Source organism: Paraconexibacter algicola, assembly GCF_003044185.1.
GTDB classification, from domain to species: domain Bacteria; phylum Actinomycetota; class Thermoleophilia; order Solirubrobacterales; family Solirubrobacteraceae; genus Paraconexibacter; species Paraconexibacter algicola.
The window spans coordinates 1349742-1374888 of record NZ_PYYB01000001.1 but is presented as its reverse complement, the minus strand read 5'-3'; the positions used below and the strand labels follow the sequence as shown (position 1 = coordinate 1374888).

The window sequence follows — 25147 nt, the reverse complement described above, 5'->3', positions numbered from 1 at the left end:
CAGTCAGTCGGTACTGTCGCGGGCATGGCCGACCTCGACACCCGCACCGACACGGGCGACGCCCCGCTCGACGGCGTCCTCGTCACCGACCGCGAGCACTGGGTCGACGGCCCGCCGCACGCGCTCTTCACCGAGATGCGGGCGCGCTGTCCGGTGCACTGGACGGCGAGCATCACCGACTTCCCGCAGGAGGCGGGCTTCTGGTCGGTCACGCGCGCCGACGACGTCCACACCGTCAGCCGCGACTGGCAGACCTACTCGTCGGCCTCCGGGTTCACCGCGGTCAGCGACAGCCTGATGCCGCTCGAGCTGATCCAGGCGATGTTCATCGGGATGGACCCGCCCAAGCACGACCGCGTCAAGGGGCTCTTCCAGCGCGGCTTCACGCCGCGGCGCATCGCCGCCCACGAGGACGACATCCGCGCGATCACCCGCGGCGTCCTCGACCGGCTCGAGGGCCGCGACCGCTGCGACCTCGTCACCGACGTCGCGCAGCCGGTCGTGTCGCGGGTCATCGGCTCGTTCATGGGCCTGCCGCCCGAGGACGACGAGATCTGGGCCCGCCTGATGAACACGACGCTCGGGGCCGGCGACCCCGACGTCAACCCGGAGGGCCCGGAGACCGTGATGGCGCGCGACGTCCCGGAGATCTTCCGACGCTGCCAGGAGCTGATCGCCGCGCGCCGCGCGCAGCCGACGGACGACCTGCTCAGCGTGCTCGTGCACGCGGAGATCGACGGCGAGCGGCTCGAGGAGCACGAGATCGTCATGGGGTTCTTCCTCCTCATGGCCGCGGGCAACGACTCGACGAAGGCCACGTACTGCAGCGGCATGCGAGCGATCATGGAGGACGAGGAGCAGCGCGCCCTGCTGCTGGACGATCCCGCGCTGATCCCCGACGCGGTCGAGGAGGCCCTGCGGATGTTCCCCGCGTTCGCGCACTTCCGGCGCACCGCCACCCGCGACGCCGAGCTCGGCGGCCGCCGGATCCGGGCGGGCGACAAGGTCGTCATGTGGTACGCGTCGACCAACCGCGACGAGACCCGGTACGAGGACGCCGACCGCTTCGACCTGCGCCGCCGTGCCGAGCACCAGGCGTTCGGGGCGGGCGGCCGGCACTTCTGCCTGGGTACGGCGCTCGCCCGGCTCGAGCTGCGCGTGCTGATCGAGGAGACGCTCGCCCGCCACCCGCACATCGCGCTGGACGGCGAGCCGCGCTACGTCGAGTCCCCGTTCGTCAACCAGCTCAAGACCCTGCCCGTCCGGCTTCCCTGAGCCGGACCCGCCCGGCGCCGAACAGGGAGTCGTTCGGCTCCATCCGGGGGAACTCCCTGTTCGACGCCGCGGGGGCGGGGGCGACGAGGACGCGGTCGCGGCCTGCGCGCTTGGCCCGGTACAGCGCGCGGTCGGCGGCGCCGATCGCGGCGGCCGTGTCGTCGTGCACGGCGGCGACCCCGGCGCTGAACGTCACGTCGACCGGCCCGGCCAGGGTCGGCACGGGAGCGCGGGCGACCTCCTCGCGCAGGCGGTCCACCCGGGCCGCCGCGTCGGTCAGCGAGGCCCCCGGGAACGCGAGCAGCAGCTCCTCCCCGCCCCACCGGGCGGCGAAGTCCCCGCCCCCGAGCGCACCGAGGAGCCGCTCCCCGAGCGCGCGGAGGACCGCGTCACCCGCCTCGTGGCCGTGATGGTCGTTCACCGTCTTGAAGTGGTCGACGTCCAGCAGCGCGAGCGCCATCTCCCGACCGCGGGAGCGGCACTCGCCCGCGGTGGCCGCGAGCAGGTGCTCGGCGTGACCGCGGGTCGCCAGCGCGGTCAGCGCGTCGACGTTCGCGTCCTGCGTCAGCTCGATCTCGCGCCGGGCGGCCCGTCGCGTGGCCCACCGCCGGTCGAGGATGCGGCGCAGCCGCGCGACCAGCTCGCGCGGGTCCTGCGCCTTGCGGACGAAGTCGTCGGCACCGTCGACGAACGCCCGCTCGAGGTGCCCGATCCCGTCCATCGAGGTGAGGAAGACGACCGGCAGCTCGGCGGTCGCGGGCCGGTCGCGCAGGCGCTCGAGGAGCGTGAAGCCGTCGGCCTGCGGGAGGTCGATGTCGAGGACTACGACGTCCGGTGCCGCGCGGATCGCGAGATCGATCGCCTCGTCCGCCCGACCCGCGATCTCGACCTCCATGCCGGCGTCCGCCAGAGCGTCGGCGACGAGCCGCCGGGCGAGCGGCGAGTCGTCGACCACGAGCACCCGGCCGCCGGCGGCCCGGCCCCCGCGGTCGGCGGCGCGCAGCGCGCCGGCGAGCGCGCCGGGCTGCCCCTTCGGGACGATCGCGTCGACCCAGTCCCGGCCGGTGGCCGCGCGCACGATCGCGGGCTCGTGCGTCGTGACGAACGCGAACACCAGGGCGGCGAGGTCGCGATCGGCACGGACCGCGCGCAGCAGCCCGTACCCGCCCGGGGCGGGGAGGTCGACGGCGGAGACGACCGCGTCGAACCGGCGGTCGCGGAGCGCGGTCAGGGCGGCGACCACGTCGGCGACCGCGACCACCTCGTGGCCCGCGGCGCGCAGCTCCGACCCGTGCACGGACTGCAGCAGCCGACTGGGTTCCACGACGAGCACCGCGCCCACCCCCTTGGCGGTCGGCCGGCCCCGCCGGATCTTGAGCCTCCCGGCGCGGGGGCGTCAGCCGGTGTGCTTGACCGTGATGACGTCGCCGTCCTGCATCACGTAGTCGCGGCCCTCGAGCCGCAGCGTGCCGGCCTCACGGGCCTTGCCGTAGCCGCCCGCCTCCAGCAGCGCGTCCCACGGGACGACCTCCGCGCGGACGAAGCCCTTCTGGATGTCCGTGTGGATCTCCCCGGCGGCGTGCCAGGCGGTGCGGCCGTGCTCGAGGTGCCAGGACTGCGCGCGGACGCCCTGCCCGACGGTGAAGAACGTCAGCAGGTGCAGCAGGTCGAAGGCGCCCTTCACGACCCGCGTGAGGCCGGACTCGGCGATCCCGAGGTCCTCGCGCATCGCGGCGGCGTCCTCCTCGTCGAGGTCGCTGAGCTCGGCCTCGATGCGGGAGGAGATCGCCACGGCCTTCGCCCCGACCCGCTCGGCGTGCTCGGCGACCACCGCGGGCACCTCGTCGCTGCCCTCGTCGACGTTGGCGACGAACAGGACCGGCTTGGCGGTCAGCGGCTGCACGGTCTGCCCGCGGTCCACGTCGTCGGGCATCGGCGTGTGCCGGGCGGCGCGCCCCTCGTGATAGCCGGCGATGAGCTCCTCGAGCCACGCCTTCTCCGCGATCGCGGCCTTGTCGCCGCCGCGCGCACCGCGCACGACGCGCTCGAGCCGCTTCTCCGCGCCCTCGAGGTCGGCGAACAGCAGCTCGGTCTCGATCGTCTCGATGTCCGACGCCGGGTCGACCTTGCCCTCCGGGTGGATGACCCCGTCGTCCCCGTGGCAGCGCACGACGTGCACGATCGCGTCGGTCTCGCGGATGTTCGCGAGGAACTTGTTGCCCAGGCCCTCGCCCTTGGAGGCGCCCGCGACGAGGCCCGCGATGTCGTGGAAGTCGATCGTGTCGGCGACGACCTCGCTGGCCCCGATGACCGCGGCGAGCCGGTCGAGCCGGTCGTCCCCGACGGGCAGCACGGCGACGTTGGGCTCGATCGTCGTGAACGGGTAGTTCGCCGCCTCCGCGCCCGCCTTCGTGAGCGCGTTGAACAGCGACGACTTGCCCGCGTTGGGCATCCCGACGATGCCGACCTTCATGCTCATGCGCGCTTCAGCCTTCCGATGGTGCCGATGGTGGTCCCCAGGAGCGCGCCCGCGGCGATGTCCGTGGGGTAGTGGACGCCGAGCACCACACGGGACAGCGCCATCGCGCCGGCGGCCGCGTAGAGCGGGCGGCCGGGCAGCAGGCCGCGGTACGCGGCGGCCGCCGCGAACGAGGCGGTCGCGTGGGAGCTCGGGAACGAGAGCTGGGTGGGGGTGCGGGTGAGGGCGGGCAGCTCCTCGAACGCGGGCCGGCGGCGGCCGACCTGCTGCTTGACCGCGACGTTGACGCCGTAGGCGACGCCGATGCACGCCAGTCCGCGCAGCCAGCGGTCGCGGCGCGGGACGTCGACCGCGGCGCCGGCCGCGCCGATCGCCAGCCAGGCCGCTGCGTGCTCGCCGGTGCGCGAGTACGCGTGCACCCAGGGGACCGCGCGATCCGGGCAGGCGTGCACGCGCAGCAGGCGGTAGACCGCGACGTCGGCCGCGCCGATCGCCCGGCGCGTGCCGCGCGGCAACCGCGAGCGCGGACGGCGACGGGCGAGCTGCATGACCCCGGGGACGGGAGGGGCCGGGCTAGGCGCCCAGGCCGAAGCCGACGCGCGGCTCGTCCTTCTCGACCCGCACGTAGAGGACCTGCGCCGTGTTCAGCTTGACGACGGCGTCCTCGGCCTCGGTCTCGAACCAGCTGCCCTGCTCGACGGCGGCGTGGAGGGCGGCGAGCGCCTGCTCGGTCAGCTTCAGTCCGAGCGGCGGCGAGGCGTGGAAGCCGATCGAGACGCGCTTGACGGGGTCGGCCATGTCAGTGGTCCTCCGCGGGCTGGACGATCTCGGTGAGCACGCCGCCCGAGCTCTTGGGGTGCAGGAACGCGACGCGCGAGTTGCGGATGCCGATCCGCGGCGTCTCGTCGATCAGGCGGATGCCGGCGCCCTTCAGCGACTCCAGCACGGCCTCGATGTCGGCCACCTGGTAGGCGACGTGGTGGAGCCCCGGGCCGCGGTTGGCGAGGAACTTGCCGACCGGCGTGTCGGGACCGAGCGGCTGCAGCAGCTCGACGTGGTTCTCGCCGACGTCGAGCAGCACCGCCTCGACACCCTGCTCCTCGACCCGCTCCCGATGGACGAGCTCCATCGCGTAGTGCTGGGCGTAGAGGGGCAGCGTGTCGTCGATGGACTCGACGGCGACGCCGATGTGGTCAATGCGTCCGAACATGCGGGGCGCAGTCTACGCCAGCGACGCCGCGTGCTCCTCGACCAGGCGCCGCTGGATCGCGGTCATCGGCGGGAGGGGACGGTCGTCGAGCAGCGCGGCGGCCGCCTGGGGCAGCGTCAGGCCCGTCCCGGTGAGGATCGAGCCGACCAGCGGCGGGACGTCTCCCGCGCAGATGCCGGTGTCGCAGCCGTGCGCCACCCGTCCATCGTAGCCGGGTCGATGATCCGTTCCGCCGCGGCTGCGGGTAGACCTGCACCTGGCAATGCGCACGGCCCTCGTCCTCAATCCCGCCAGCGGCTCGGTCCGCGACCCGCAGGCGGTCGTCGATCTGCTGCAGGAGAGCGGCGCCTCGGAGGTCGTGCGCTTCGCGTGCGGGGAGGAGGCGGCCGCGGTCGCCAGCGGCGCCGACCGGCTGATCGTCGCCGGCGGCGACGGCACGATCGGGCCGAGCGCCCGCGCCGCCGCGGACGCCGGCGTGCCGCTCGGGGTGCTCCCGGCCGGGACCGCCAACGACTTCGCCCGCGCGCTCGGCCTGCCGCTCGACCTCGCCGCCGCCGCCCGCGTCGCGCTGGCCCCCACGCCGTCGACCCGACCGGCGGAGGTCTGCCTGACCGCCGACGACCGGCCGTTCGTGAACGCGGCCAACGCGGGGCTCGCGGTGCGCGCGGCCCGCGAGGCGTCGGGGATGAAGGCGCGGCTCGGTCCCCTGGCCTACATGGCGGGCGCCGTCCGGGCGGGGCTGCGCGCCCCCGCGATCGGCGTGCAGGTGACGCTCGACGGCCGCCCGTTCTTCGACGGGGAGGCGTGGCAGGTCAGCGTCTCGGGGACGGGCCGCTTCGGCGGCGGCTCCGCGGTCGGGGAGACCGACCAGGACGACGGGCTGCTCGACGTGACGATCGTGCCGGCGGTGAACCGCCGTTCGCTCGTGCGCCGCGCCTACGGGCTGCGCCGCGGCACGCTGGGCGAGCAGCACGACGTGCCGCACGAGCGCGCCCGCCGGGTCCGGGTGCACCTCGATGCCGACGACGACCATCGCGGCTTCAACGTCGACGGCGAGCTCGTGGTCGTCGCCACGCTCGAGGTCCACGTCCACCCGCGGCGCGTGGCGGTGATCGTGCCCTGAGCGCGGACGGCGGCTACCGGCTCGACGACCCGCTGGACGTCGCGACGCCCGGGTTCCTGCGCGCCTGCGAGGCGCTCACGGGCGCGCCGATCTCCCACGGCAACGCGCTCGAGATCCTCGTCAACGGGGACCGGATCTTCCCCGCGATGCTCGAGACGATCCGCGGGGCGCGGCGCACGATCTGCTTCCTCTCCTACGTGTACTGGTCCGGCGACATCGCGCACGACGTCGCGCACGCGCTGGCCGACCGGGCGCGCGCCGGCGTCGACGTGTGCGTGCTGCTCGACGCGATCGGCTCGCTGAAGATGCCCGGCGACGTGCTCGCCGAGATGGAGGGCGCGGGCGTGCGGATCGAGCGGTTCCGGCCCGCGTCACCGCTGCGCCCGCTGCAGGCCAACCACCGCAACCACCGCAAGATCCTCGTCGTCGACGGGGAGGTCGGGATGACCGGCGGGGTCGGGATCGCGCAGGAGTGGACCGGGGACGCGCAGGACCCCGAGCACTGGCGCGACACCCACGTGCGCGTGCGCGGCCCGGTCGTGCGCGGGCTGCACGGCGCGTTCGCGGAGAGCTGGCTGGAGGCGACCGGCCAGCTGCTGTGCGGCGACGACCACCTGCCGGACCTCGCGCCGCTGGAGGGCGGCGGGCCGATGCAGCTCGTCCGCTCCCGCGCCACGGTCGGGGACACGAACGCGGAGGCGCTGCTGTTCCTGGCGATCGCCTCGGCGCGCCGGTCGATCGACCTGACCTCCGCGTACTTCGCGCCGAACGCGGCGCTCACCTCCGCGCTGTGCGCGGCCCGTGGACGCGGCGTGCGCGTCCGGGTGCTGGTGCCGGGGGAGCACGCCGACAAGGACCTCGTGCGTCGCGCGGGGCAGGACACGTACGAGGCGCTCCTGGACTGCGGCGTGGAGGTCCACGAGTACGGCCCGACGATGCTGCACGCCAAGACGCTGACGGTCGACGAGGCGTGGGCGACGGTCGGCTCGATCAACTTCGACAACCGCAGCTTCTCCCGCAACGACGAGGCGACGCTGTGCGTGCAGTCGCGCGAGGTCGCGGGTCTGCTGACCGCGCAGTTCGAGCGCGACCTCGCGGTCAGCGACCGGATCGACCCGCAGGCGTGGGAGGAGCGTGGGGTGCTCCAGCGCGCCAGGGAGACCGCGACCCGCGTCGTGCGACGGGAGCTGTAGGAGACTCCCGGCATGCCCGCACCGATCCCGTACGCCGGCGGCACGCTGGACCGCCTCGGCGAGCGCCGCAGCGATCCCGCGCTCGTCACCGAGACCCTCGCCGATCCGCGGACGCGCGCGGTCGTCGTCGGGGACCGCGGCGTGCTGGTCGACGGCACGGTCGAGCTCAGCGGCGCGGACCCGTGGGCGCTCACCGAGGACGGCGAGCTCCTGCACGCGGGCCGGGTGCCGCTGGCGGGCCGCACGCTCGTCGGGCAGGGCGCGGACGGCGACGGCGCGCCGCTGCTGCTCGGCGTCGACGCGGACGGCACCGCCGTGTACGTCGCCGAGGCGGGCCCCGAGGACGAGCTGTCGGACCTCCGGGCGGCCGCCGCGGTGCTGAGCCCGCAGGACGCGGGGCTGCTCGCGTACGCCTCGACGCTGCGCCACTGGCACCGCACGCACGCGTTCTGCGGCGTGTGCGGCCGGCCGAACGTCTCCGGCGACGCCGGGCACGTGCGCACCTGCCCGGACGGCCACCAGACCCATCCGCGGACCGACCCGGTCGTGATCATGCTCGTGACCGACGGGGCCGACCGCGTGCTGCTGGGCCGGCAGCCGTCGTGGCCGCCGGACCGCTGGAGCTCGCTCGCCGGGTTCGTCGAGCCGGGCGAGTCGCTGGAGGCCGCGGTCGCCCGCGAGGTCGCGGAGGAGGCGGGGATCCTCGTCGACGAGGTCCGCTACGTCGCGACGCAGCCGTGGCCGTTCCCGGCGTCGCTGATGATCGGCTGCGAGGCCCGCTGGGTGAGCGGCGACGCGCACGTCGTCGACGCCGAGCTCGAGGACGTGCGCTGGTTCACCCGCGAGGAGATCGCCGCCGCGGTGGCGGGGGATCCGGGCGCGCCGCTGCTGCTGCCGCCGTCGATCGCGATCGCGCGGCACCTGCTGGACCGCTGGCTGGCGGGCTGACGTCGCTCAGGGGGCGCCGGGCGACTCGACCGCGGCGATCCGCAGCCCGGTCGCCCCGGGCCGTCGCTCGATCCGCGGCACGCCGCGCATGATCTCGTCGATGTCGTCACGGACGAGCACCTCGCGCTCCAGCAGCGCGTGCGCGAACTCGTCGAGCTTCGGGCGGTGCTGCTCGATCAGCGCGTACGCGGCGCGCTCGGCCTCGTAGGCGAGCGCCTGCTGCTCCTCGTCGCGGATCCGGCGGGTCATGTCGGAGACGATGTTCGCGTCGGTGACCGCGCGCGAGGCGGAGCCGGACGCGGTCGTGCCCATGCCGTACTCGTGGACCATCGCGTGCGTGATCTCGGCGACGCGCTGGAGGTCGTTGGCGGCGCCGTTGGTGACCGCGCCGAACACGATCTGCTCCGCGACCCGGCCGCCGAGCAGCACGGTCATCTGGTCGACGAGCTCCTCCCGGGTCTTCAGGTAGCTGTCCTCGTCGGGCAGGTTCATCACGTACCCGAGCGCGGTGCCGCGCGGGACGATCGAGATCTTGTGGACGCGGTCGGTGGTGACGAGCAGCTCGCGGCAGAGCGCGTGCCCGGCCTCGTGGAACGCGACGACGCGCCGCTCGTGCTCGTTGAGCGTCGTGTTCGTCTGCACGCCGGCGACGACGCGCTCGAGCGCCCCGTCGAAGTCCGCCATCGTCAGCGCCTCGGCGCCGCGTCGGGCGCAGAAGATCGCGGCCTCGTTGGCGAGGTTCGCGAGGTCCGCGCCCGTGAGACCGCTGGTCTGCGCCGCGACGGTGCGCAGGTCGACGTCGGCGGCCAGCGGCTTGTCGCGGGTGTGGACCTCGAGGATGCGGTGGCGGCCCTCGACGTCGGGCGGGGAGACGAACACCTGGCGGTCGAAGCGCCCGGGGCGCAGCAGCGCCGGGTCGAGCTTCTCGAGCAGGTTGGAGGCGGCCATGACGACGAGGTCGCCGGTGGACTCGAAGCCGTCCATCTCGACGAGCAGCTGGTTGAGCGTCTGCTCGCGCTCGGAGTTGTTGTCGCTGCCGCGGCGCGCCCCGACCGCGTCGATCTCGTCGATGAAGAGGATCGCGGGCGCGTTCTTGCGCGCCTCGTCGAACAGCCGCCGGATGCGGGCGGCGCCGAGGCCGGCGAACATCTCCACGAACGAGGAGGCGCTCTGGGCGAAGAACTGGGCGCCGGACTCGTGCGCGACCGCCTTGGCCAGCAGCGTCTTGCCGGTGCCGGGTGGCCCGTGCAGCAGCACGCCCTTGGGCACGGTCGCCCCGAGCTTCTTGAACCGCTTCGGGTCGCGCAGGAAGTCGACGACCTCCATGAGCTCGGCCTTCGCCTCGTCCGCGCCGGCGATCTCGTCCCAGCCGACCTTGAGCTTCGCCTGCGGCTTGATCTGGACCGGCTTGGTCCGCGGCATCATCTTCAGCGTCCGCCACAGGACGTAGACGATCGCCGCCATGAAGACGAGGCCGAGCAGGCCGCCCCAGTCGGCGGCGAAGTCCTGCAGGCGGGTCGCCCAGCCGCCGTCGTCGGGCACCGGCTGCACGGTCACGCTCTGCAGCGACGCAACCGCGCTCTGGAGCGCCTCCGTGAGCTTCGTCTTGCTGTCCAGGAGCTGCTGGTCGGTCGGCACGGTTCCTCGCGTATCGGCACGGACGCCCGTCGGCTGGACCGGTGCGCGTCCGGGCTGGACGGTCCCGCGCCCCAGTGTGCCACGGGTCTTCCCGGCCGGCACCCCCTGCAACCTGGGTTGAGGACCCCATCTGCGCGAGCCCCGGCGCCGGGGTTCTCCTCGCGCCGCCTACCGCCGTCGCACGGTGACGCTCTCGGCCCCACGGGCGGCGCTGACCTCCAGCACGGCCCCGCGCGGGGCGCGGACGCGCAGCGCGACGTCCAGCGGTCCCGGTGTGGCACGCAGACGCACCTGCGTGGTCGTTCGGCGCACGCGCACCGGACCGACGCGGCTCCCCGCGGCGAGCGGGAGCGGCCGGCCCGCCACCAGGACGCGCAGCACCACGGTGGCGCGGGCCGGCACGAGCACCGTGGACCGCAGGGCGGTCGCGGTGCGCCGGAGGGTCGTGATGGCCGGCGAGCAGGTCTGCGTGCACGGCGTCGTCGGTGCACCCTGGCCGCCGACCGTCGGACCAGGAACGGTCACCGTGGTCGGCGGCGCCGTCACCGTCTGCGTCACGGTGGTCGGCGGCGCCGTCACCGTGGTCGGTGGTGCAGGTGCAGCCGGAACCGCGCGGGCCGCCGACACGGCGCGCGCGGTGATCCCGTCCACGCCGGCGACCTCCTCCACGACGCGGAGCGTGGTCTCGCGGTCCGCTTCGACGACCGTGTAGCCGGTGCCACCGGTCTGGACCGCAGTGCAGCTGCTGGGTCCACAGCGCTCGATCGTGCGGGTCGGGGTCCCGAGGCCGTCACCGGTGAAGGTCGCACCGACGACGGTCAGCGTGGAGCCTGGCTCGGTCGATCCGGTCAGTTCGGGCAGCGCGGAGACGGCGGGCCGCGCCGCCACCGGTGCGCTGATCGCGCTGTCCGAGGTGCGGGTGAACGGGCCGTCGAACGCCGTCGGGCGGCCATCCAGGAACGCCGAGGCCGAGAACGGGCTCACGCCGACCGTCCGCACGCGCAGGCGGCTGCCGGCGTCCCCGGTGGTCGGGACGTACCCGGGCGCGTCCGCGCCCGGGATGTCGACGCAGCTCGATTCGTCGACCGTGGCGCAGCGCTGCCATCGGTAGGAGAAGTACGGCGCATGGCCACCGTCGAGCGTCGGGACCCGGGCGGCGAGCCGCTGGCCGACAACCGGCGTGCCGATGATCGCCGCGTCGGTGAAGGTGCCGTCGTAGCCCGCGCAACGCGGCGCCGTGGCCGGATCGACGGTCAGCGCCCGGCCCTGGAGGCTCCAGGTGATCGTCGGCGTGACGTCCGTGCGGAACGTCACCGTGAACGCGGCTTGCTGACGGCCCGGCTGGAACGTCGTCGGCTGCCCGCGGAACCCCGGGGGAGGGGTGAAGACGTTGTTCGCCGAGATCGCGACATCCGTCGCCGTGGAGCCGGTGTTCCAGTAGCCGAACACCCCCGTGACCTCGAGCCGGGTCGGCGAGATCCGCACGCAGTCGAGCGTCGGCACGATGACCGCCGTCGACGTCTGCGCTTGCGCCGTGGGACTCGTCGCCGCCGCCAGGGCGACGAGCGACGCTGCGACGGCGACCCCCCGACCGATCATGGCGAGGATGCTGCCAGATCGTCCCCTCGCGGTGAACCCTTCCTGCGCGCGCTGCGAAGAGCCCCGTGAATGGACGTGCGCGACCGTGAGGAGGCGCAGCTGCTGGCCCAGGTCGCCGCCGGTGACCGCGGGGAGCCGCTCGTCGCCCTCTACCGCTCCTACGCGGGCCGGATCCACCGGCTGGGCCTGCGCACGCTCGGCGACCCCGGACAGGCGGAGGACCTGGTGCAGGAGACGTTCGTGCGGCTGTGGCAGAGCGCCCCGCGGTTCGACGCGGGGCGCGGCAGCGTGCGCGCGTTCGTCTTCACGCTCGCCCAGCGGGCCGCGGTAGACCAGCTGCGCCGCGCGAGCGTCCGGCCGCGGCTCGTGGCGGCCGCGCAGGACGGCAGCGTCCCCGAGCCGGTCGACCCGGTCGGCGGCGAGGAGCTCGTCGAGCGCGTCGCGCAGGAGTTCACCGTCCGCGAGGCGGTGCAGCGCCTCTCCCCCAAGCATCGGGAGGTCGTCGAGCTGACGTTCGACGAGGACCTCTCCGACGCGCAGATCGCCGACCGGCTCGGCGTCCCGGTGGGCACGGTGCGCAGCCGCACCTACTACGCGCTGCGCGCGCTGCGGCTCGACCTCGAGGAGCGTGGTCTCGTTGGCTGACCGGTTGCCCCGCACGCCCGATCTGGCGGCGCACGTCCTCGGGCGTCTGGACGGGCCGCGCGCGACCGCGGTCGAGCGGCGCCTGGCGGCGTCGGCGTGCCTGCGCGTGGAGGCGCAGGAGCTGCAGGAGGTGGCGCGGATGCTCGAGGGCACGGTGCCCTCGGCGCTGCCCGCCGATCTCGAGGCCCGCGTGCTCGCCGCGGTCGCCGCCACCCCGCAGGCGGGCGTCCCGTCCCCGACCGCCGATCCGGCCGCGCCCGTCGACGAGCTCGCGGCGCGCCGCGCGGCCACGACGGCGCCCGCGCCTGCCGCCCGCCGCCGGCGGCGCGCCGGACTCGCGGCCGCGGCGGCCTGCGCGGCCGTGGCGCTGGCCGCGGTCCTGCTCGGCCGCGGCGGGGACGACGCGACGCCGCCCCTCCCGGTCGAGCTGCGCGCCCAGCTGCGTCCTGCCGCGGGCGGCCCGCTCTCCGCGGACCTCGTCGTGCGGCGCGGCGAGACCGGCCGGGTCGTGACGCTGCGCTCCTCGACGCTCCCGGCGCTGCCGAAGGGCGTCTACTACGAGCTGTGGTTCGTCGGGCCGGATGACCGGCCGGGAGCGCCGCAGCGGATCTCCGCCGGGACGTTCCACCCCGACGCGGCCGGGGCGTCGGACGTGACGTTCCACGCCGCCGTCGACCCGGCGGTCTACCCGGGCGTCGCGATCACGCGGGAGCCGGGCGACGGCAACCCGTCGCCGTCCGGCCCGGACCTCGTCCGCACGAACTAGGCGGTGGTCTCCGCGCCCTCGGCGCGGAGGATCTCCTGGAGGGCGGCGGCGCCGACCTCGAGCTGCTCGGCGGTCGGCTCGCGGGTGCCGAGGACGCGCTGCAGCTCGTGCCCGGGCCGGCGCAGCGCGCGGGTGACCGCGGAGTCGGCGTGCTTCTCGCTCCACACGAACACCTCGACGGCGACCCCGAGCGAGGCGAGCGAGAGCGCCGCCCCGTGCGCCGGGGTGGGTCGTTCCACGAGCCGGCGCAGCAGCGCGCCGCCCGCGACGTTCGCGGTCAGCAGCGGCGCCATCAGGTGGCTGCCGCAGCGGTCGTGCTCCTTGGCCGCCTCGGCGGCGTCCGCGCCGTCGCCCTGCTCGTAGGCGGCGATCGCCTTGTGCTCGACGCCGTGGTAGGCGGCGAGGTCGCCGCTGCGCAGGGCCAGCAGCGACGGGGCGAGCGACAGGACCGCGACCGCGGCCTCCCCGCCCGTGCCCGGCAGGCGCTTGCGCACGAGCTGGCCGGCGAGCGCGGTGGCCCCCATCGCGGCGACGGTCGACGCGCTCTGGAACGGGAGCTTGGCGTCGGGCAGCGCGCGCTTGACGAGCGGGATGACGAGCATCGCCTCGCCGAGCTTCACGACGCCGCGCGCGCCCGGGACGTCCTCGACGCGGCCGCGCAGGCGCGGCTTGCGCCCGGACGCGACGCCGATCGTCCCGTCGGCCCGGCGGATCGCCGCCGACCACGCGGTCGGCCCGTGCACGAGCAGCCCGTTGCCGAGCGCCATCCCGCCGAGGCGGAGCTTCTCCGGGGTCGCGCTCATCCGAGGCGCTCCCGGACGATGTCGGCGTAGCAGCGCGTGGCGTACCCGAGGTCGCGTACGTCGATCCGCTCGTCCTTGGAGTGGATCAGCGGCGCGGTCTCGAACAGGGTCATGTGGCGGTGCGGGAAGAACCCGTAGGCGACGCAGTCGGGGAACGTCGAGCGCCAGGTGCGCGAGTCGGTGAACCCGGGGAGGATCGTCGGGATGACGCGGGTGCCGGGGTCCTCGCGCTCGACCCAGGCGCGGATCGCGTCCATCAGCGGCGTGTCGTCCGGGGAGGAGTTGCCCGGCACCTGCTCGGTGAACTCCAGGCGGTAGCCCTCGCCGCCGAGCAGCTCGTGGACGCGCCGGAGGGTCTGCTCGGCGCCGAGCCCCGGAGGGACCCGGCAGTCGACGCGGATCTCCGCACGGCTCGGGATCACGTTGATCTTCTCGCTGGCGCGCGCCTTGGTCGGGGCGAGCGTCACGCCGAGCATCGGCTCGACGAGCATCGCCAGCACCGGGTCCGTGGCCCGCAGCGTCTCCAGCGAGGCGGTCGGGTCGTCCCCGTCGACCGGCAGGCCGAGCCCGGCGAGCATCGCGCGCGGCCCCTCGGTGAGGTCGAACGCGGGCTGGGCCTCGGCCATCCGCGCGAGCAGCGGCGCGACCTTCAGCAGCGCGTTGTCGCCGATCCGCGGGATCGACGCGTGCCCGGCGACGCCGTCGGTGATGAGGTCGAAGCGGAAGACGCCCTTCTCGGCGACGCAGACGCCGAGGTGCCGGGTGCCGTCGTAGGGGATGACCGGTCCGGCGCCCTCGTTGAGCAGCTCGTCGGCGTACACGAGCTCGGGGTGGTGCTCGCAGATCCACACGGCGCCCTCGGCGCCGCCGACCTCCTCGTCGACCACGACGACGACCTTCAGCGTGCCGCGGGCGGGCCGCCAGCCGGACCGGGCGAGCGCGACCGCGGCGGTCACCTCGGCCGCGGTCTGGGACTTCATGTCCAGGGCGCCGCGACCCCAGAGCATGCCGTCCTCGTCGACGTCCCCGGACCACGGGTCGCGCTGCCACTCGGCCGGGTTGGCGAGCACGGTGTCCATGTGGGAGAGCAGGCAGAGCGTCGGGCCGTCCTGGGCGCCGCGCAGGGTGGCGACGAGGTTCGGCCGGTCCTCCAGGCGCCCGACGAGCGTGACCTCGAAGCCGGCGTCCTGCAGGAGCCGGGCGGTGTGCTCCTGTGCCGCGCGCTCGGCGCCCGGCGGGTTCACCGTGTTGAACCGGATCAGCGTCTGGAGCAGCGTGGTCGCCTCCTGCTGCAGCTGCTCGGCGGCGGGTGAGGTCTGGGCGTCGGGCATCGCCGTCGATGCTACCCCCGCCGACCGGGCGTCCCGACCGTTCACACGCCCGTCACGTCGCGGGCGCCGCCTCTGGGACGATCCCGGGATGCCGGAGGTGCCGCTCTCGACCGTCCTGCGCGAGTGGGGACGGCTGGGCTGCATCGGCTTCGGCGGACCCCCGGCGCACGTCGCGCTGCTGCGCGAGCTGTGCGTGGAGCGCAGGCGCTGGATCGACGACGAGACGTTCACCGACGCGAACGCCGCGTGCGGCCTGCTGCCCGGGCCCGCCTCGACGCAGCTGGCGATCTTCTGCGCGCACCGGGTCGCCGGGTTGCGCGGCGCGGTCGTCGGCGGCCTGGCGTTCATCGTCCCGGGGCTGCTGCTGCTGATCGGGCTGATCGCGGTGTCGCTGCAGGACGCGCCGCCCGACTGGGTCCGTGGCGTGTCGGCGGCGGCGGGCGGGGCGGTCGTCGCCGTCGTGCTGGACGCGGCCTGGGGCCTCGCGCGCGGCTCCGTCGCGGGGCTGCGCGGCGCGGCGCTCGCGCGCGGGATCGCCTACGTGGCCGTGGCCGCGGTGGCGACCGTGGTGGTCGGTCCGTGGGTCGTGCTCGTGCTGCTGGGCTGCGGGCTCGTGGAGCTGACGTGGCGGCGCGGCCTGGCGGGCGGCGGCGCTGCGTCGGTCGCCCTGCCGGGCCTCGCCGCGCTGGCGGTGACGACCGGGGCGGGCGCGCTGCCGGCGCTCGCGTGGACGGCGCTGAAGGTCGGGGCGCTCTCCTACGGGGGCGGGTTCGTGATCGTGCCGCTGATGCAGGCGGACGCGGTCGACGCGTACGGCTGGATGACCGACGCCGAGTTCCTCAACGCGGTGGCGATCGGGCAGCTGACGCCCGGCCCGGTGGTGCAGACCGTGGCGGGCGTCGGCTACGCGGCGGCCGGCGTCGGCGGGGCGCTCTTCGCCGCGGCGGTCGCGTTCGCGCCGTCGTTCCTCGCGGTGGCGCTCGGCGGCGCCCGCTTCGAGCGGCTGCGCGGCAACGCGTCGGCGCGGGCGTTCCTCGACGGCGCGGGACCGGCGGCGATCGGGGCGATCCTCGGGGCCGGGGTGCCGCTCGCCGGGGCGCTCGAGGAGCCGTGGCAGTGGGCGGTCGCCGCAGCGGCCGCGATCGGGCTGCTCGTCCTGCGCCAGGGCGTGGTCCGGGTGCTGCTCGGCGCCGCGGCCGTCGGTGCCGTGCTGGGGCTCGCGGGCGGGCCGCTGCCGGCGCTCTGAGGCGCGAGGCGTCCGGGCGGCGCGCCACCATCGGCCCCGTGGACCAGCTGTTCGCACCCGAACCGACCCCGGAGGAGCCGCCGCCGTCCCGCGACGCGCCGCTCGCCGCGCGCCTGCGCCCGCGCACGATCGCCGACGTCGTCGGGCAGGACCACCTGCTCGCCCCCGGCAGCGCGCTGCGCACCGCGATCGAGACCGGGCGCCCGCACTCGATGCTCCTCTACGGTCCACCGGGCACGGGCAAGACGACGCTCGCGCGCATCGTCGCGCGCGCGGCCAGCGCCGCGTTCGAGGAGCTCAGTGCCGTCGAGGCGGGTCGCGCCGAGGTCCGGGCGGTGATGGCGCGCGCGACCGAGCGGCGCCGCGGCGGCCAGCCGACCGTCTTCTTCCTCGACGAGATCCACCGGTTCAACAAGGGCCAGCAGGACGCGCTGCTGCCGGCGGTCGAGGACGGGCTCGTCACGCTCATCGGCGCCACGACCGAGAACCCGAGCTTCGAGGTCAACGCGGCGCTGCTCTCGCGGACCCGCCTGTACGAGCTGCAGGCGCTCACCGCCGACGGCGTGCGCGTGCTGCTCGACCGGGCGGTCGAGCGCGGGGAGGTCCCGCTGCCCGCCGACGACGGGGCGCTCGCGTTCCTGGCCGACCGCTGCGGCGGCGACGCGCGGACCGCCCTCGGCGCCCTCGAGCTCGCCGCGGTGACGGCGGCCAGCTCCGGCGCGCCGAGCGTCTCGCTGGCGCACGCCGAGGACGCGCTGCAGCGCCGCGCGATCCGGTTCGACAAGGCGGGCGACCAGCACTACGACACGATCAGCGCCTGGATCAAGGCCACTCGGGCGTCGGATCCCGACGCGTCGCTCTACTACCTCGCGGTGATGCTCGAGGCCGGCGAGGATCCGCGGTTCATCGCGCGGCGCATGGTCATCCTCGCCAGCGAGGACATCGGCCTCGCCGATCCGACCGCGCTGCCGGTGGCGGTCGCCGCGATGCAGGCCGCGCACCTCGTCGGCATGCCCGAGGCCCACTACCCGCTCGCGCAGGCCGCGGTGCACCTGGCGCTGAGCCCGAAGTCGCACGCGGTCGGGGCCGCCCTGCACGCCGCCCGTGCCCACGTGCGCGAGCACGGCGCGGCGCCGCCCCCCGCCTACCTGCGGTCGGCGAGCCGCCGCGAGCCCGGCTACGACTACCCGCACGACCGGCCCGGTCACCTCACGCCGCAGGACGTGCGCCCGGAGGCGATCCGGGGGCTGCGGTTCTACGAGCCGGACGACATGGAACCGCGCCACCGCCAGCGCGTGGAGGACCTGCGGCGCGCCCGCGGACTGCCCTGAATGACCGTGTGAGGTGGGTCACACGTCCAGGATCTTCACGGTCCGCACACGGGATTCATCCGTTCTGACGAGAAGATCCTGCAGTGCGGCTCGACGCCACCACATCCCTTCCCGACGGCACCCGCGTGCGCCTGCGCCTCCCGCACGCGGCGGACCGTCCGCGGCTGGGCGACCTGCTCGGCCGGCTGGGGCTCGCGCACGACGAGCTCGACCTCGCCCGCGAGCTGCGGTTCGATCCGCGGGCCCGCACCGTCGTCTGCGCGATCGTCTGGGACGGCAGCGACCAGCTGCTCGCCGGCTGGGCGGGCGCCGACCGCGGGCAGGCCGCCCCGGACCTGCTGCTGGCCGACGAGACGCTCGCCCCCGGCGTGCGCGCCCTGCTGCTCGACGCGCTCGCGCAGCGCGCCAGCGCCGCGGCCTGACGCGAGGCCCGCGCGCCGCGCGGCCGGGCTGCCAGAATCGCGCCATGGCCGACGCCAGCACCGCCGCCCCCGACGCCGCGACCGTCCTGGAGGCCCACAGCCCCGCGACCGGTGAGGTCCTCGGGTCCGTGACGACGACGCGGCCGCGGGACGTCGCCGAGGTCGTCCGCGGAGCGGCCGCGGTCCAGCGGCTCTGGGCGCAGCTGCGCATCCGCGACCGCGCCCGCTACATGGAGCGCGCCGCGCAGGCGGTGATCGACGAGACCGCGGAGATCGCCGAGCTGCTGTGCCGGGAGCAGGGCCGTCCGCGTGCCGAGGTCGAGCTGATGGAGATCCTCCCGGCGGTCGAGACGCTCCAGTGGCTCGCCGAGGCGGGCCCGAAGATCCTCGCCGGCGAGAAGGCGCACGTCTCGCGCGTGCTGCGCCCGCTCACGCGGGCCCGCTGGTCCTACGAGCCGCTGGGCGTCGTGGGCGTGATCGGGCCGGCGACCGAGCCGTTCGCCACCCCGCTGGGCGACGTCGCCGTCGCCCTGATGGCGGGCAACGGCGTCGTGCTCAAGCCGTCCCCGCACGCGTGCCTGGCGGGCGAGCGGATCGCGCGCGTGTTCGCACGTGCCGGTCTGCCGGAGGGACTGCTGCGGATCGCGCACGGTCACGCCGACGTCGGGGGCGCGCTCGTCGACGCGCCGGTCGCGCAGATCCGCTTCACCGGCTCGCTGCTCGCGGGTCGCGACGTCAACGAGGCGTGCGCGCGCGGCCTGAAGCGCAGCGTGCTCGAGCTCGGCGGCAAGGACGCGGCGATCGTCTGCGCGGACGCGAACGTCGACCGGGCGGCGCACGGCGCGGTCTGGGGCGCGTTCGCGAACGCCGGCCAGTCGGGGGGCAGCATCGAGCGGGTGTTCGTCCTGCGCGAGGTCGCCGACCGGTTCCTGCGCGGCGTGCTCGACGCGACCGCCGCGCTGCGGGTCGGCGACCCGCGCGACCACGCCACGCAGATCGGTCCGCTCGTCGGCGGGGAGCGCGCCGCCCGCGTGCGGGAGCTGCTCGAGGACGCGGTCGGCTCCGGCGCGACGCTCCACACCGGCGGCAGCGCCGCCGTCGAGGGCCTCAGCGGCGCGTTCGTCGCTCCCGCGGTCCTCACGGGCGTGACGCCGCAGATGCGGATGTGGCGCGAGGAGGTCCCCGGACCGGTGCTGTCGATCACCGTCGTCGACAGCGAGGAGGAGGCGATCGCGGGCGCCAACGACTGCGATCTCGGCCTCGGCGCCTCGGTCTGGACCGCCGACAAGTACAAGGGCCAGCGGATCGCGCGGCAGCTGCGCGTCGGCATGGTCTGGATGAACGACCACCTCGTCGCGCGCAGCGCCCCGCAGATCCCGTGGGGTGGGGTGCAGGGGTCGGGCATCGGCCGCGCGCGCGGCGCGATCGCGCTGCGCACCTGCGCCGAGCCGAAGGTCGTCACCTGGGACCCGCCGCGCGGCCGGCCGTTCTTCTGGTTCCCCTACGACGAGCAGGTCGCGCGCGCGGCCCGGGCGATCGCCGAGGCCCGCTCGCGCCGCGAGCCCGACCGGGACCGCGCGCTGCGCCAGGGCGCGCTGCCCGCCGGTCGCGTGGCGCTGCGGGTCGCCCGCACGCTGCGCAACCGCTGAGCGGGCGGCCGCCCGTCAGCCCGGGACGGTGAAGCGCACGCCCGGTGCGCGCCGCACGCCGACCACCCCGGTCCGCGAGACGCCGGCGACGGTCGCGACGTGGCGGCCGGGCGGGATCCGCAGGTACCCGGTGTACGTCCGCGGCACGGTCGCGCGCAGCTTGCCGTCGACGTAGAGCCGGTAGCGGGGAACCTCGGACGGCGACTGCCGGGCGTACCAGACGAACTGCACGCGCCGCACGCCGCGCACGTCCCGGACCCGGACGAACAGGTTGCGGGGCGCGAGCGGCCGGGCGCCCCGCGCCCGGTCCGCTGCGCCGGGCCGCGTGGTGGAACCCCCGCTGCCGGTGGTGGTGCCCGCGCCCTGCACCGTGGACGAGCCGCGCTGCTGCTGCGGCGCGACCTGGTCGGCGCCGGGGCCGCAGGAGCGGTCGGGCCGCTGGACCTTGGGCTGGTCGGTCCCGATCGTGGCGTAGTTCACGGTCAGCACCCGGAACCGCTCGGTCGGGATCGTCTGGAGCGCGTCGCCGTCGATGCCGAGCGTCGACCAGGCGGGCGCGCTGCCGCGCTGCGGGCGCAGGTAGAAGGCGAACGCGCCGGAGAGGTCGCGCAGGTACGCCCCGTAGACCTGGAGGGTGCGCGCCAGGACCCGGGGACCGGGCGGCAGCGTGCTGACGTCGAGCAGGGGGTCGAGCTGGATCCGCGCGCCCTCCGGCAGGCCGCCGCGGACGTTGCCGTCGCTGCCGAGGGCCGGGTAGACCCAGCAGCGCCCGTCGATGTTGGGCGCCCCGAACTGGAGCGCGTGCGGGATCAGGTAGCTGCCGTCGGCGATCGCGGCCTGGACCTCGTCGGTGGAGATCGCCTGGCTGAGCGGCAGGTGCGAGCCGGTGGCGCTGCCGCCACCGAGCGCGACGTTCTGGTGCCCGTCGCCCGCGAGCGAGAACTGGCCCGCCCCGCCGGCGCGCCAGGTGCCGTCGCCGTTGTCGTGGGCGTTGATGAGGTTCCACTCGAGGCCGCGCGCGCGGTCGACGAACGCGATGTGCCCGTCCTCGCTGGGGTCCGGGATCGCGCCGTCGGGGATCGGGACCTTCACCCGGTCCTCGTACTTCGTCTCGCCCGTGCCGGTGTAGGCGCCGCAGAAGCGGCAGCGCACCAGCCGCTCGGGCGTGCTGGAGGTGACGTCGTAGACGGGCGGGGCGAACAGGTTCGTCGGCCCGTTCACGTACGGGTAGCGGCTGGCGTTGCGCATCCCGGCGACCCAGTCGCCGCTGCGCGGGTCCGTCGTCGCGTCCCCGGCGATCGGCGTCGTGAAGAACGCCTTGCCCCCGTCGTAGTCACGGGCCTGCGCCGGTGCTGCGCCGAGCAGCAGTCCGACCACGACCCCGAGCATCCAGTGCCCCCGCACATCCATCCGACCAAGTTCTAGAGACGGCGACCGAGAGTCGCCAGGGTCATTCGACGTAGGTCAGGCTGCGGCGGCCTGCCGAGCGCTCGGCACGAGCCGCAGCCTGTCGGGCAGCAGCGGCACGACGACCCGCTTCGCGTACTCGGCGCCGCCGCGCAGCGCGACCGCCCGGGCGGGATCCCAGCGCAGGCCGTACATCTTGCGGATGCGCGGCGGAAGCCAGCCGACGGTCACCTGGTTGGCCAGCTCGACGACCGGACGCAGCGCCAGCGGCACGGGCGGGTTGAGCACGATCTGGATGCCGAGCTCGCGCGCCTGCGGCGTCACGTGCAGCTCGTCGGAGGCGAGCATCCGCGCCATGTAGTCGTCGAAGTCGTCGATCGTGCGCGGCATCGCCTTGTACGGGATGCCGAAGCACTTGCCGATCACCCGGTAGTCCTGCCAGTACGCCTCGCGCTCGGCGTCGTCGAGCGAGCGCACGCAGCGCTCGTAGACGAGCAGGGCGGAGTCGACGAGCGACGCGAGGATCCAGAACAGCAGCTCGGGATCGTCGGCCCGGTACGGCGTGCCGGCAGGGAACGGGCCGGCGGCGTGCGGGATCTCGCCGGACGCCGCGCGGTGCATGGCGCGGACGCGCTTGAGCATCGCGTCGGCGCGCGGGCGCGGACCCCAGGCGATGGTGTCGAGCACCAGGCCGGCGCGCCGCAGGCGCTCGTACGGCTCGTCGAGCGAGCCGGTCGACATGAAGAAGCCCTCGAACGCGACCGGATGGGCGGCCATCAGCAGCAGCGACCGGCCGCCGCACAGCGCGACGGTCTGCTCGCGGTGGACGCGCCGGATCATCGCGTCGTCGTCGAAGTACCGCTCCTTGGAGGCAGGACGAGTCATCTCTGAGGCATACGTGGGAGTACCTTTGATCGACCATGCCTGCTGCCGCCTATGCCGGGAAGGAGTGCGTCTGCCAGTTCAAGCGCGGGATCTGTGACCAGACCTGCGTGAAGGACATGCTGCAGACGCCCTTCTACATCGCGTGCCTGAAGCTGAAGGGCCGCCGCTGCCTCGTGATCGGGGGTGGCGCCATGGGGCTGGAGAAGACCGAGGGCCTGCTGGCCTGCGACGGCGACGTCACGGTCATCGCCCCCGACGCGGGCCCCGAGCTCGAGGAGCTCGCCCGCGAGGGCTCGATCCGCTGGGAGCAGCGCGAGTACGCCGGGCCGGAGGACCTCGAGGGCATCTTCATGGTCATCGCGTGCACCGACGACACCGACGTGAACATCCGCATCTACGACGACGCGGAGCGCCGCGCCATGCTCGTGAACATCGTCGACGTCCCGCCGCTGTGCAACTTCATCCTCCCCGCGCTGGTGCGGATGGGTCCGCTGGCGATCGCCATCTCCACTGCGGGCGCGTCGCCCGCGCTGGCGAAGCGGATGAAGCGCGAGATCGGCGAGCTGTTCGGCACCGAGTACGAGACGCTGGCGATCATGCTCAACGACGTGCGCGGCTGGGCGAAGGGCACGCTGCCCACCTACCAGGACCGCAAGGCGTTCTTCGAGTCGATCGTCAACGGGGACCCGGACCCGATTGCGCTGCTGCGCGCCGGGGACAGCGCCGGCGTGCACGCGCTGATCGCGGACGCGCAGCGCGCGCACGCGCCGCAGGCCGCGTGAGCGGCGAGCTGACGCATCTCGACGCCGATGGCACCGCCCGCATGGTGGACGTCGGCGCCAAGCCGGTGACCGCGCGCACGGCGGTCGCCCGCGCCACGGTGCGGATGGGCGCGCAGACGGCTGCGCGCGTCGCGGCCGGGGACGCGCCGAAGGGCGACGTGCTCGGCGTCGCGCGGATCGCGGGAATCCAGGCCGCCAAGCGCACCGGCGAGCTGATCCCGCTGTGCCATCCGATCGGGCTCGACCACGTCGAGGTCGACGGGGTCATCGACGCCGCCGCGGGCACGATCGTGCTCACGGGCACCGCGTCGGTCACCGCGCGCACCGGTGTCGAGATGGAGGCGATGACCGCGGTCAGCGTCGCGGCGCTCACCGTGTACGACATGGTCAAGGGGCTCGACAAGGGCGTCGAGATCACCGAGGTCGTGCTGCTGGAGAAGTCCGGTGGGCGCAGCGGCCACTGGGTGCGCTCGTGACCGGTCCTCCGCACGACCCCGCCCGCCCCGCCCGCTCTACGCTCCGTCACGCATGCGGACCGCCGTGATCACCGTCTCCACGTCCGTCGCCGCCGCCCGCGGCGAGGACGTCGGCGGCCCGCACCTGGCACACCTCGCCGAACAGGCGGGCGCCGACGTGGCGGCCATGGAGGTCCTCCCGGACGACGCCGCGCTGATCGAGGACCGGCTGCACCACTACGCCGACGCGGGGTTCGCGCTCGTCCTGACCACCGGGGGGACGGGGCTGACGCCCGACGACGTCACCCCGGAGGCGACCCGCGCGGCGCTCGACCGCGAGGTGCCCGGGATCGCCGAGGCGCTGCGCGCGGAGTCGCTGCGCCACACGCCGATGGGGATGCTGTCGCGCGGGGTCAGCGGGCTCGTCGGCGGGACGCTCGTCGTGAACCTGCCGGGCAGCCCGAAGGCGCTGGACGAGCTGTTCCCCGTGATCGCCCCGGTCCTGCGCCATGCCGTCGCCACGGCGCAGCGGCAGGGCGGCCGTCGCGCCGGCGGCCACCACGATGCCGACTGACGCCGTCGTCCTGCGCGGGCTCGTCCGCCGGTTCGGCGAGCGCGTGGTGCTCGACGACCTGACGCTCGCGGTCCCGGCGGGCGCCTCGCTCGTGGTGTTCGGTCCCAACGGCGCGGGCAAGTCGACGCTGCTGCGGGTCCTCGCCACCCTGCTGCGCCCGCACCGCGGCGTGGTCGAGCTGCTCGGCGAGGCGCTGCCCGACCGGGCGTGGGCGGTCCGCTCGCGCGTCGGCCTGCTGACCCACGAGCCGCTGCTGTACCGGGACCTGAGCGCGCGCGAGAACCTGCGCTTCCACGCGCGCCTGCACGGGGTCGGCGACGACCGCATCGAGGAGCTCCTGGAGGCGGTGAAGCTCCGCGTGCGCGCGAACGACCCGGTGCACACCTACTCGCGGGGCATGGTGCAGCGCGCGGCGGTCTGCCGGGCGGTGCTGCACGACCCGGAGATCCTGCTGCTCGACGAGCCGCTGTCGAACCTCGACCCGGCGGCGATCGAGCTCGTCGAGCCGCTGATCGGCCGCGCGTCGGGCCGCACGCGGATCGTCACGAGCCACGACCCGGCGGGCGGACTGGCGGACGGCGACCTCGCGCTCGGCCTGCGCCGCGGCAAGCAGGTGCTGCTGCGGCCGGCCGCCGAGGTGTCCGTCGACGAGATCGGGGAGCTGTACCGGTGAGCGCGACGACCGGCCGCACCACCCCGAGCCGCGCGGCGGTCGCCGCCCTGCTGCGCAAGGAGCTGCTGCTCGAGCGCAAGGTCCCGCAGGTCGTGCCGGCCATGGGCCTCTTCAGCATCACGACGTTCGTGATCTTCCACTTCGGCCTGGACCAGCGCACGGTCGAGGGGCCGCTGGCGGCGGGCGTGCTGAGCGTGACGCTGCTGTTCGCCGCGATGCTCGGCGCCAACCGCCTGTTCGTCTCCGACAAGGAGGAGGGCGGCTTCGACGCGCTGCTGCTCGCCCCGGTCGACCGCACGTCGCTGTTCGTCGCGAAGGTCCTGAGCTTCCTCGCGTTCCTCGTCGTGCTCGAGGTCGTGATGCTCCCGGCGTTCGCCGTGCTGCTGCTGGGCCCGACCCCGGACGCCGGCGAGTGGCTGCGGCTGGTCGGGATGCTGGCGCTCGCCGACCTGGGGATCGCGATCATCGGCGCGCTCGTCGGCGCGCTGTCGATCCAGACGCGGGCGCGCGACCTGATCCTGCCGCTGATCGCCCTGCCGCTGCTCGTGCCGGTGATCATCTGCCTGGCGAACGGCATCGCGCCGCTCCTGGCCCAGGAGGGCGCGATGGCGGTTGCGGGCCGGTGGCCTGCGGTCCTCGCGCTCTATGATCTGATCTTCGGGCTCCTCGCCTACGCCGTGTTCGACTTCCTGCTCGACGACTAGAGGTCCCGC

At 75.0% G+C, this 25147-nt stretch carries 27 protein-coding genes; 15 read left to right on the top strand and 12 right to left on the bottom strand.

The window, feature by feature from the left end:
- Positions 1-24: 24 nt before the first annotated feature.
- Entirely contained in the window at positions 25-1275 is a 1251-nt protein-coding gene (locus C7Y72_RS06655) for a cytochrome P450 (RefSeq protein ID WP_107567909.1), read from the top strand.
- Here C7Y72_RS06655 and C7Y72_RS06650 read toward each other — a convergent pair.
- The 6 genes from C7Y72_RS06650 to C7Y72_RS06625 form a co-directional block, all read right to left on the bottom strand.
- A complete protein-coding gene (locus tag C7Y72_RS06650) occupies positions 1247-2608 on the bottom strand; it encodes a GGDEF domain-containing response regulator (protein WP_146175280.1) in 1362 nt (453 codons plus the stop codon). The genes C7Y72_RS06655 and C7Y72_RS06650 overlap by 29 nt on opposite strands.
- A gap of 63 nt (positions 2609-2671) precedes the next feature.
- Positions 2672-3754, bottom strand: coding sequence for a redox-regulated ATPase YchF (ychF, locus tag C7Y72_RS06645; protein ID WP_230316185.1), 1083 nt, complete (start codon positions 3752-3754; stop codon positions 2672-2674).
- A complete protein-coding gene (locus C7Y72_RS06640) occupies positions 3751-4302 on the bottom strand; it encodes a phosphatase PAP2 family protein (protein WP_107567902.1) in 552 nt (183 codons plus the stop codon). The genes ychF and C7Y72_RS06640 overlap by 4 nt, the downstream gene beginning before the upstream one ends.
- A gap of 25 nt (positions 4303-4327) precedes the next feature.
- Positions 4328-4552 (bottom strand): hypothetical protein, encoded by a 225-nt coding sequence (locus C7Y72_RS06635; RefSeq protein WP_107567900.1) that lies wholly within the window; start codon positions 4550-4552, stop codon positions 4328-4330.
- A gap of 1 nt (position 4553) precedes the next feature.
- Positions 4554-4964 (bottom strand): methylmalonyl-CoA epimerase, encoded by a 411-nt coding sequence (mce, locus tag C7Y72_RS06630; RefSeq protein WP_107567897.1) that lies wholly within the window; start codon positions 4962-4964, stop codon positions 4554-4556.
- Between the two features lie 12 nt (positions 4965-4976).
- On the bottom strand, positions 4977-5162 hold the full coding sequence (locus C7Y72_RS06625; RefSeq protein ID WP_107567895.1) for a hypothetical protein: 186 nt from the start codon (positions 5160-5162) through the stop codon (positions 4977-4979).
- A 64-nt stretch (positions 5163-5226) separates the two neighbouring features.
- Between C7Y72_RS06625 and C7Y72_RS06620 the strand changes: the two genes are divergently transcribed.
- From C7Y72_RS06620 to nudC, 3 genes are all read left to right on the top strand, one after another.
- Positions 5227-6087 carry a diacylglycerol/lipid kinase family protein gene (locus tag C7Y72_RS06620; protein ID WP_107567893.1) on the top strand — a complete coding sequence of 287 codons (861 nt, stop codon included), beginning with the start codon at positions 5227-5229 and terminating at the stop codon, positions 6085-6087.
- A 146-nt stretch (positions 6088-6233) separates the two neighbouring features.
- A complete protein-coding gene (locus tag C7Y72_RS06615) occupies positions 6234-7280 on the top strand; it encodes a phospholipase D-like domain-containing protein (RefSeq protein ID WP_107567891.1) in 1047 nt (348 codons plus the stop codon).
- A gap of 12 nt (positions 7281-7292) precedes the next feature.
- The gene (gene nudC / locus C7Y72_RS06610; RefSeq protein WP_107567889.1) at positions 7293-8228 is read left to right on the top strand and encodes an NAD(+) diphosphatase; all 936 of its coding nucleotides are present in this window, start codon (positions 7293-7295) and stop codon (positions 8226-8228) included.
- Positions 8229-8234: 6 nt separating this feature from the next.
- Here the strand turns inward: nudC and C7Y72_RS06605 are convergent, their stop codons facing one another.
- Entirely contained in the window at positions 8235-9866 is a 1632-nt protein-coding gene (locus C7Y72_RS06605; protein ID WP_107567887.1) for an ATP-dependent metallopeptidase FtsH/Yme1/Tma family protein, read from the bottom strand.
- Positions 9867-10034: 168 nt separating this feature from the next.
- Positions 10035-11465 carry a hypothetical protein gene (locus tag C7Y72_RS06600; protein WP_107567885.1) on the bottom strand — a complete coding sequence of 477 codons (1431 nt, stop codon included), beginning with the start codon at positions 11463-11465 and terminating at the stop codon, positions 10035-10037.
- 69 nt (positions 11466-11534) lie between these two features.
- Here C7Y72_RS06600 and C7Y72_RS06595 point away from each other — a divergent pair, with 69 nt between their 5' ends.
- Together C7Y72_RS06595 and C7Y72_RS06590 are read left to right on the top strand one after the other, a co-directional pair.
- The gene (locus tag C7Y72_RS06595) at positions 11535-12110 is read left to right on the top strand and encodes an RNA polymerase sigma factor (protein ID WP_107567883.1); all 576 of its coding nucleotides are present in this window, start codon (positions 11535-11537) and stop codon (positions 12108-12110) included.
- 4 nt (positions 12111-12114) lie between these two features.
- Positions 12115-12876 carry an anti-sigma factor domain-containing protein gene (locus C7Y72_RS06590; RefSeq protein ID WP_107567881.1) on the top strand — a complete coding sequence of 254 codons (762 nt, stop codon included), beginning with the start codon at positions 12115-12117 and terminating at the stop codon, positions 12874-12876.
- Here C7Y72_RS06590 and C7Y72_RS06585 read toward each other — a convergent pair.
- The gene (locus tag C7Y72_RS06585; RefSeq protein WP_107567879.1) at positions 12873-13679 is read right to left on the bottom strand and encodes a DUF1385 domain-containing protein; all 807 of its coding nucleotides are present in this window, start codon (positions 13677-13679) and stop codon (positions 12873-12875) included. The two genes, C7Y72_RS06590 and C7Y72_RS06585, sit on opposite strands and share 4 nt — an antisense overlap.
- Positions 13676-15010, bottom strand: a complete 1335-nt coding sequence (locus tag C7Y72_RS06580; RefSeq protein ID WP_107567878.1) for a M20/M25/M40 family metallo-hydrolase — start codon at positions 15008-15010, stop codon at positions 13676-13678. The genes C7Y72_RS06585 and C7Y72_RS06580 overlap by 4 nt, the downstream gene beginning before the upstream one ends.
- Before the next feature lie 88 nt (positions 15011-15098).
- Between C7Y72_RS06580 and chrA the strand changes: the two genes are divergently transcribed.
- From chrA to C7Y72_RS06560, 4 genes are all read left to right on the top strand, one after another.
- Positions 15099-16256 (top strand): chromate efflux transporter, encoded by a 1158-nt coding sequence (chrA, locus tag C7Y72_RS06575; protein WP_107567876.1) that lies wholly within the window; start codon positions 15099-15101, stop codon positions 16254-16256.
- Positions 16257-16294: 38 nt separating this feature from the next.
- Complete coding sequence (locus C7Y72_RS06570; protein WP_233243748.1) at positions 16295-17587, top strand: replication-associated recombination protein A; 1293 nt, start codon at positions 16295-16297, stop codon at positions 17585-17587.
- 83 nt (positions 17588-17670) lie between these two features.
- On the top strand, positions 17671-18009 hold the full coding sequence (locus C7Y72_RS06565) for a hypothetical protein (protein ID WP_107567874.1): 339 nt from the start codon (positions 17671-17673) through the stop codon (positions 18007-18009).
- A gap of 44 nt (positions 18010-18053) precedes the next feature.
- Positions 18054-19658 carry an aldehyde dehydrogenase family protein gene (locus tag C7Y72_RS06560; protein ID WP_107567872.1) on the top strand — a complete coding sequence of 535 codons (1605 nt, stop codon included), beginning with the start codon at positions 18054-18056 and terminating at the stop codon, positions 19656-19658.
- A gap of 15 nt (positions 19659-19673) precedes the next feature.
- Here C7Y72_RS06560 and C7Y72_RS06555 read toward each other — a convergent pair whose 3' ends face one another.
- Complete coding sequence (locus C7Y72_RS06555; RefSeq protein ID WP_146175279.1) at positions 19674-21068, bottom strand: hypothetical protein; 1395 nt, start codon at positions 21066-21068, stop codon at positions 19674-19676.
- A gap of 54 nt (positions 21069-21122) precedes the next feature.
- Positions 21123-21950: an oxygenase MpaB family protein gene (locus C7Y72_RS06550; RefSeq protein WP_107567868.1), complete on the bottom strand. Its 828-nt coding sequence runs from the start codon at positions 21948-21950 to the stop codon at positions 21123-21125.
- 35 nt (positions 21951-21985) lie between these two features.
- Here C7Y72_RS06550 and C7Y72_RS06545 point away from each other — a divergent pair, with 35 nt between their 5' ends.
- The 5 genes from C7Y72_RS06545 to C7Y72_RS06525 are packed head-to-tail and all read left to right on the top strand — an operon-like array spanning position 21986 to position 25138.
- Positions 21986-22732 (top strand): precorrin-2 dehydrogenase/sirohydrochlorin ferrochelatase family protein, encoded by a 747-nt coding sequence (locus tag C7Y72_RS06545; RefSeq protein ID WP_107567866.1) that lies wholly within the window; start codon positions 21986-21988, stop codon positions 22730-22732.
- A complete protein-coding gene (gene moaC, locus C7Y72_RS06540; protein ID WP_107567864.1) occupies positions 22729-23208 on the top strand; it encodes a cyclic pyranopterin monophosphate synthase MoaC in 480 nt (159 codons plus the stop codon). Before C7Y72_RS06545 ends, moaC begins: the two co-directional genes overlap by 4 nt.
- Positions 23209-23260: 52 nt before the next feature.
- Entirely contained in the window at positions 23261-23761 is a 501-nt protein-coding gene (locus C7Y72_RS06535; RefSeq protein WP_107567862.1) for a MogA/MoaB family molybdenum cofactor biosynthesis protein, read from the top strand.
- A complete protein-coding gene (locus tag C7Y72_RS06530; RefSeq protein ID WP_199223866.1) occupies positions 23751-24434 on the top strand; it encodes an ABC transporter ATP-binding protein in 684 nt (227 codons plus the stop codon). The genes C7Y72_RS06535 and C7Y72_RS06530 overlap by 11 nt, the downstream gene beginning before the upstream one ends.
- Entirely contained in the window at positions 24431-25138 is a 708-nt protein-coding gene (locus tag C7Y72_RS06525) for a heme exporter protein CcmB (RefSeq protein WP_107567858.1), read from the top strand. Before C7Y72_RS06530 ends, C7Y72_RS06525 begins: the two co-directional genes overlap by 4 nt.
- Positions 25139-25147 lie beyond the last annotated feature (9 nt).